Below are 6634 nucleotides of genomic sequence, written 5' to 3'. Positions count from 1 at the left end.
TAATAACAACATCACCTTCGTTCATGTCAGCTACGTCGATTTCTTCAACATCTAGGTAAGAGTTGTAGATGTCGCCTTCGTCGCCTGGCTCATTAACAACAGCGATTTCTTTAGTTAGGCCAGCACCTTCAGAGTCAGTACGCGCAACAATTAGACCGTCGTCAACACCTAGCTCTAGGAACGCGTAACGAAGTGCACGGATCTTCCCGTGGAAGTCAGCGTGTGGAACAGTTACTTTACCGTCTTGGTGACCACATTGCTTCTCGTCAGCAACTTGGTTTTCGATCTGTAGGCAGCAAGCCCCAGCTTCGATCATTTGCTTAGCCATTAGGTAAGTCGCTTCTGCGTTACCGAAACCAGCATCGATGTCAGCTACGATTGGCACAACGTGCGTTTCGTGATTGTCGATCGCTTCGATGATTTTTGCTTCTTCAGCAGCATCACCAGCTTCACGTGCTTTATCAAGTGCACGGAAAAGACCACCAAGCTCACGCGCATCAGCTTGACGTAGGAAGGTGTAAAGCTCTTCTACAAGACCAGCTACTGCAGTTTTCTCGTGCATAGATTGGTCAGGAAGTGGACCGAAGTCTGAACGAAGTGCTGCAACCATCCAACCTGAAAGGTATAAGTAGCGACGCTCAGTTGAACCGAAGTGTTTCTTGATAGAGATAAGCTTTTGTTGACCAACGAAACCGTGCCAGCAGCCTAGAGACTGAGTGTACTTAGTTTTGTCTTTATCAAACTCAGCCATGTCACGACGCATGATGCCAGCTGTGTACTTAGCTACGTCCAGACCAGTTTTGAATTTGTTTTGAAGGCGCATACGAGCTGCTGATTCAGCACTTACACCTGGGAAAGAGTTAGCAACTTCTGCTGCTTGAACTTCTGCTTGATAACCTGACATTGGCTAATCCCTCTTTTTACGGATGACACCTTGCTCAGACAAAGCAAGGCCGTTTTTAGATTTCGGAGCGGATATTAAATCGAACCCCTACATAAATGAAATATATTGATGCAATAGCCGCTATACGCTGCATTGATAAAGCTATGAAATTTGATGCAACTTCGCGTGAAATTACGGATCAATGAGTCAAGTTTTGAAAGACTATTTCATAATATTCATTAGTGAATGAATATCGGAGGTGATAGCCTGATCCCTTTACAATTTTCTCGCAAAAGACATTCAACTTGACCATCTGGTAAGGCGCATGATTCTTCACAACACCGCCCAAGTCAATACAAGAATTGACGCAGGAACAATACTCACAATTGATGACAATTTCACGACACTGACAGACCATTCTTTAATTATTGAGAATGGTGTAATTACACAGATTTCACCAACAGAATCAGTGCAACATATCATCGCATCCGAACATTATTGTTTGCCAAACCACGTCATTATTCCGGGCCTTATTAACGCGCATGGTCATGCATCAATGGCTTTACTTAGAGGTATTGCGAATGATTTACCGTTAAATATTTGGCTTCAAGAACATATATGGCCCGCTGAAGGCAAATGGGTCGATTCTGACTTCGTGTCATTCGGCGCGAAACTTGCGATGGCTGAAATGCTCAAGAGCGGAACGACAACGTTTAGCGACATGTATTTCTTCCCGGAGGTTGTCGCACAAATGGCGCAAACCGTTGGAATGCGCACCCAACTCGCTTGCCCTATTCTAGACTTCCCAACTGCATGGGGCAGCGGCCCAGATGAGTACATAGAAAAAACACTTGAGCTTCATCGCGCCTTCGAAAGCTCTGATTTAGTTCACATGGCGTTCGGGCCTCATGCGCCTTATACGGTTTCGGATGACCCTATAAGAAGTCTCATTAGCGCTGCACGTGAACATTCATTACCAATACAAATGCATGTGCATGAGACTCAGAAAGAAGTTAATGACGCTGTAACAAACTCGGGTAAGCGACCGATTAAACGGCTATCAGAGCTGGGGCTCTTCGAGCCCGATTTAAATACACAAGCGGTACATATGACAGCGCTAACGGAATCAGAAATTAGCTTGTTAGCCAAAACTAATACAAGTGTTATTCACTGTCCTGAGTCTAATATGAAACTCGCCAGTGGATTCTGTCCTACCCAAGCTCTCTCTGCCGCAGGGGTTAATATCGCGTTAGGAACAGATGGAGCAGCGTCAAACAATGATCTGGATATGCTTGGCGAGATGCGCACAGCCGCCCTAATCGCCAAAGGTTACACCGGTGACGCAACAGCTCTTTCTGCTAAAGAGTGTATCCGTATGGCAACCATCAATGGTGCAAAAGCTTTAGGTTTAGAGCAGCTGATCGGAAGCTTAGAAGTCAGCAAACAAGCAGACATCGTAGCCATTGATCTCGATCACTTAAACACTCTGCCTAGTTATGATATTCCTGCAGACATCGTATACAACACTAATGCCTCACAAGTAACGCACACTTGGGTTAACGGCAAACTTTTGGTAGATTGCGGCCACCTTACCGGCATTGACGAAGACATGTTAAAAGACGAAGCTCGCCAATGGGGCCAAAAGATAAAGTCTGGGAATAAATAATGACTCAAACGCTTAATAAGAACGTCGACCAATCTGAAGTTGCAAAATTCGAAGCGCTTGCCAATCGATGGTGGGACAAAAACAGCGAATTTAAACCGTTGCACGACATAAATCCGTTACGAGTTAACTATATCGACGAGCGCAGCTCTCTGGCAGGCAAAAAGATTCTCGACGTTGGTTGTGGTGGCGGCATATTGTCCGAAGCTATGTCTCAGCGAGGAGGCTTGGTTCAAGGCATTGATATGGGTGAAGCTCCACTGGGTGTGGCGCAATTACACAGTCTAGAGTCAGGTCTTGATATAACCTATACCCAAATCACTGCCGAAGAGTTAGCAGACCAAACTCCAGACGAATATGATATTGTGACATGCTTAGAAATGCTAGAGCACGTTCCGTCTCCATCATCGGTAATTCAAGCTTGCCAGCGCCTGCTTAAACCCGGTGGAGACCTTTTCCTATCTACCATTAACCGCAATCCCAAAGCATATCTTTTCGCAATCGTTGGCGCCGAACACCTTATGAAGATGCTCCCTAAAGGAACGCACGATTTTAAGAAGTTCATCAAACCTTCAGAGCTTGGGGGCATGGTTCGTCAAGCAGGCTTAGAGATGCAGGATATATCAGGCATGACATACAATCCGCTGGTTAAAGAATACAAACTCAGCCGCGATGTAGACGTGAATTATTTAATGCACGCCATCAAACCCAAGGCATAAAATGGAACTTGAAGCAGTCTTATTCGATCTTGACGGTACGTTAGTTGACACTGCACCCGACTTCTACGTTACGGTCGAGAAGTTATTAGCACTCCACAATAAAGCCCCCATTGAACACGAAGTTATCCGAGCAGAGGTTTCTAACGGTTCACGAGCACTAACAAAACTATGCTTTCCGGAGATTACTGATCAAGATGAGTTCGAGCAGCTGCGCATGCAATTGTTGAATATCTATGCTGATGAAGTAGGTGCAAACGCAGTACTGTTTCCCGAAAATCGCGAGATTCTTGAAACCTTAAAGAGTAAAAACATTCCTTGGGGCATCGTAACCAACAAGCCACGACTTTATACCGAGCTTCTGATCAAGCGCACTAGTTTTCTCAAAAACTGCTCTGTATTAATTTGCGCGGATGATGTGCCAGTTGCTAAGCCAGACCCGACTGGAATTCTTGAAGCTTGCGCCAAGCTCCAAGTGTCTAGCAATAAAGTTCTATATGTTGGCGATCATGTTAGAGATGTACAAGCAGCCCACAACGCCGGTTGCGTATCAGCGATCGTTCCGTTTGGTTACTTCGATGAAGGCACGAATCTTAATGACCTAGGAGCACAGCATCTATTGAGAAATGCCAAGGACTTGATTCATTTTTTGGACAACTAATGGACTCAGAACTCAAATCGAATGCTCCCATCAAAAGCAGCTGCATTTTCTTCGACTTCATCTAAGTTAGGGCGATCGATAATCTCGCGCTGAACGCCTACACGAAACGTAAGTTGAACAAAATCCAACGGCGCGTACCCGCCGTGTAGATACAAAGAATTTAAAGCGCCATCATTGCCATTCCTATAATCGATTGAATGGGATTTATGGCCAAATCCAAGTCGAAGTTTCCGCGACAAATACCAAGCCAGTTCGCCATACCACGCATTTGATATATAACCACCGCCCTCTCTCCCTAGATTAGGATAAGGCGTTTTCTTTTCACGATGAGATAGCCCCACATCAAATACTAAATCTAGATCATAAGCTGTATAGATCTGTCGATACTTGATCTCACTGAAGCTAATGCGATAACCATCCCCGGACTCATACTCGCTGTAAAAATCTGCCTTCCCGGTATCGGTCAGATAAATAGACAAACCTAAACCACCGCCATTGAGTCGTTCTTCATCAAGGCGAGTTTCATGTCGCGTGCTGATATACGCGATCCGCCAGCTATGACTGAGTAAACGGTCATCATGCGAATACGTTAGCCTAACTCGATTAAAATCATCTTGGGGTGTTACATCATCAGCGCTAAGGCTTATATCAAGGTAACTGACTCGCGCTAAGAACTCGTTTTCTAAAGGCGAAATCGAAGACTGATCAACAGGCGTAAGGTAATACCTAGCATTGACGCCGTGCTGCTTTTTGTCCTCGTCTTTGTGATGCTGGTCTGAGTCTTTTACAAGATAGTGCGTATCGAACTCGATTGAACTAGAAAATTCATTCGCAGCAAAAGCACTATTAGCGATTAATAGCCCATACAATGCCGCCCATACATACCTTAAGAATTCAATCCGCAAGCTCTACACCAAATCTCTGTAAAATTTAGCTACAAAAATAGGCGAAAAATAGATAATTTCGAGGCGTTTTAGCCTATTTCCTGTACTACGGTTTTTTGAACCTAGCATCAAGAATAGATCGCTATTATGAAAATATTGCTCGTAGAAGACAGCCCAGTAAATCAACTCGTCACGAGCGCGCTACTTGAAACAATTGGCGTAGAACATTCAGTGGTAGATAACGGCCTTCTCGCATTTGACCTACTAATCAATGACAAGCAGCATGATATCGGTTTAATCCTAATGGATTGTTACATGCCGTTATTGAATGGATTTAAAGCTAGCAAGCTTATACGGCGAGGGTATGCTGACGCAGATCATAAGATCACGCCAATAGTCGCATTAACCGGCAATTCAGACGAAGAGGTTAAGTTGATGTGTCTAGAAGCCGGAATGAATGGCTTTTTATCTAAACCGGTAGATCCTGAAGAGCTAGGATCTACCATTCATACACTTATGCGATAAATATCTTACGCCGCCGCGTACGAAGAAATGCCTTTCGAGATGCCTTGCTTTAGCACGCTTTTGATCAGCCCTGTTGTAAAGGGTATTTTTGATTCAAGCTTAATCTGATAATCAAGGGAACAACCGTCGCCTTGTTCTTTGAATCGTAAAGTTCCCACATGGTTCTTAATTGGGCTTCCTCGCGTGATCTTATATTCAATAAACTCGCCTTCTTTAAATTCAGTAATCGTTTCTTCAAAAGACGGAAGCGGCCCAATATTTATTTTACGGACTGAACCAAGCCCACACGCACCATCTTCACCTTGTTGAATTGTAGTCATCTTAATGCCACAAATTTTCCCAAATAATTCGTGATTACTTAAATCAGCGAACACAGTTGCAAGAGGTTTATTGAATTGGAATGACATATTAATCGATTGCTGCGGCATATTACCCTCACGTTTATCTTTATTGTTGTGTCTTATGATTATTCAAACAAAACACAATGACAAGTTGCATTAATCTCAATAAAATTGCGATCTTTACTCTTCTGCGAATAGGCGTAACCATGCACGATTATCAAGCACCTGAAAACCTACTACTTAACAAAGTTATCCTGGTTACAGGTGCAGGCGAAGGCATAGGAAAGGCAATCGCACTTAGCTATGCACGAGCAGGCGCGACAGTTCTTTTATTAGGACGAACCACCACAAAGCTTGAAGCTGTATACGATCAGATCATATCCGAACAGCTACCTGAACCAGCTATTCTCCCAGTAAATCTTGAAGGTGCTGTTGAAGTTGACTATCACAAAATTTCTGATGTCATCGATCAAGAGTTTGGGCGACTAGACGGGCTTGTTCATAACGCTAGCCAGCTTGGTTCAATGACACCAATAGAGCAATACGAAGTTGAAGTATGGCAAAAAGTTATGCAGGTCAATCTAAATGCATGCTTCTTGATGACAAAAACATTCATCCCCTTACTAAAGCTATCTGATGACCCTTCTATCATTTTTACTTCATCAAGTGTTGGGCGAAAAGGTCGTGCTTACTGGGGTGCATATTCTGTAAGTAAATTCGCGACAGAAGGCTTTGCGCAAGTGCTTGCTGACGAACTGGATACAGAAGAAGATCCGATACGAGTAAACATTATCAACCCCGGCGCAACTCGCACAAATATGAGAGCCAGCGCGTATCCAGCGGAAAACCCAATGTCATTGAAAGCGCCGTTGGAAATAATGAATCTCTACTTATATTTAATGGGTGCTGAAAGCAAAGGCGTAACAGGGCAAAGTTTAGACGCGCAGCCGAAATAAACGAA

At 43.9% G+C, this 6634-nt stretch carries 8 protein-coding genes; 5 read left to right on the top strand and 3 right to left on the bottom strand.

Annotated elements, in window-relative coordinates; translation table 11 throughout:
• On the bottom strand, nt 1–904 hold a 904-nt coding region (locus A3762_RS17780; RefSeq protein ID WP_156493560.1), incomplete at its 3' end, for an isocitrate lyase.
• 304 nt (nt 905–1208) lie between these two features.
• Between A3762_RS17780 and A3762_RS17775 the strand changes: the two genes are divergently transcribed.
• The 3 genes from A3762_RS17775 to A3762_RS17765 are packed head-to-tail and all read left to right on the top strand — an operon-like array spanning nt 1209 to nt 3923.
• Nucleotides 1209–2549: a TRZ/ATZ family hydrolase gene (locus A3762_RS17775; RefSeq protein WP_068756910.1), complete on the top strand. Its 1341-nt coding sequence runs from the start codon at nt 1209–1211 to the stop codon at nt 2547–2549.
• A complete protein-coding gene (gene ubiG / locus A3762_RS17770; RefSeq protein ID WP_068756908.1) occupies nt 2549–3265 on the top strand; it encodes a bifunctional 2-polyprenyl-6-hydroxyphenol methylase/3-demethylubiquinol 3-O-methyltransferase UbiG in 717 nt (238 codons plus the stop codon). The genes A3762_RS17775 and ubiG overlap by 1 nt, the downstream gene beginning before the upstream one ends.
• 1 nt (nt 3266) lies before the next feature.
• Nucleotides 3267–3923 (top strand): HAD family hydrolase, encoded by a 657-nt coding sequence (locus tag A3762_RS17765; protein WP_068475801.1) that lies wholly within the window; start codon nt 3267–3269, stop codon nt 3921–3923.
• 5 nt (nt 3924–3928) lie between these two features.
• On the opposite strand, the gene A3762_RS17760 is transcribed toward A3762_RS17765, so the two are convergent.
• Nucleotides 3929–4828: a hypothetical protein gene (locus A3762_RS17760; RefSeq protein ID WP_156493540.1), complete on the bottom strand. Its 900-nt coding sequence runs from the start codon at nt 4826–4828 to the stop codon at nt 3929–3931.
• Nucleotides 4829–4954: 126 nt separating this feature from the next.
• On the opposite strand from A3762_RS17760, the gene A3762_RS17755 reads away from it, so the two are divergent.
• Complete coding sequence (locus A3762_RS17755) at nt 4955–5332, top strand: response regulator (RefSeq protein WP_068756906.1); 378 nt, start codon at nt 4955–4957, stop codon at nt 5330–5332.
• Between the two features lie 5 nt (nt 5333–5337).
• Here the strand turns inward: A3762_RS17755 and A3762_RS17750 are convergent, their stop codons facing one another.
• Nucleotides 5338–5739 (bottom strand): SRPBCC family protein, encoded by a 402-nt coding sequence (locus tag A3762_RS17750; RefSeq protein WP_231876695.1) that lies wholly within the window; start codon nt 5737–5739, stop codon nt 5338–5340.
• Nucleotides 5740–5879: 140 nt separating this feature from the next.
• Here A3762_RS17750 and A3762_RS17745 point away from each other — a divergent pair, with 140 nt between their 5' ends.
• Nucleotides 5880–6629: a YciK family oxidoreductase gene (locus tag A3762_RS17745; protein ID WP_068756916.1), complete on the top strand. Its 750-nt coding sequence runs from the start codon at nt 5880–5882 to the stop codon at nt 6627–6629.
• Nucleotides 6630–6634 lie beyond the last annotated feature (5 nt).

Source organism: Oleiphilus sp. HI0125 (assembly GCF_001635355.1).
This window is presented reverse-complemented; position numbering and strand designations above follow the sequence as displayed.